The sequence below is a fragment of the Paraburkholderia sp. BCC1884 genome, assembly GCF_900996225.1.
GTDB lineage: Bacteria > Pseudomonadota > Gammaproteobacteria > Burkholderiales > Burkholderiaceae > Paraburkholderia.
Map to the genome: position 1 here is coordinate 1 of NZ_CAAJGL010000126.1, position 526 is coordinate 526.

Here is a 526-nt window from a genome sequence, read left to right on the forward strand (position 1 = left end):
GCCCAATTTCTACATGGGCAACGAGCCGACCTTCGAGGTGCCCTGGCTCTATAACTGGGCGGCGCAGCCTTCGGGCACGCAGCGCGTGGTGCAGCAGATCATGGCCACCGCGTTCGGCACCGGCCCCGACGGCCTGCCGGGCAACGACGACCTCGGCGCCGTGTCGGGCTGGTATGTGTGGGGCGCGCTGGGCCTGTACCCGCAGATCCCGGGCGTAGCGGGCCTGGCGATCGGCAGCCCGCAGTTCCCGCAGATCGACGTGCGGCTCGGCAACGGCCGCACCCTGCACTTCTCGATGGGCAGCTCGCCCTCGCAATGGGGCAGCCAGAAGCAGCCGCCGTCGTTTGGTGTGCCGGTGGCGATCAACGCGGCCGACAGCTACAACAACCGCGGCTTCAGCGCGGACGGCGCGACCAACAGCGACGGCCAGAGCGCGGACTTCGACGGCAGCCTGTTCAGCTACTCGCTCAATGCGCTGGCGGCGGCGGGCGTGCAGCCGGGCAAGCCGTTCGCGGTGGCCGGCGCC

1 protein-coding gene is annotated in these 526 nt (G+C 70.7%); it reads left to right on the top strand.

The features are described 5' to 3' along the window. On the top strand, window positions 1–526 hold a 526-nt coding region (locus tag FQ705_RS29295; protein WP_144147640.1), incomplete at both ends, for a glycoside hydrolase domain-containing protein.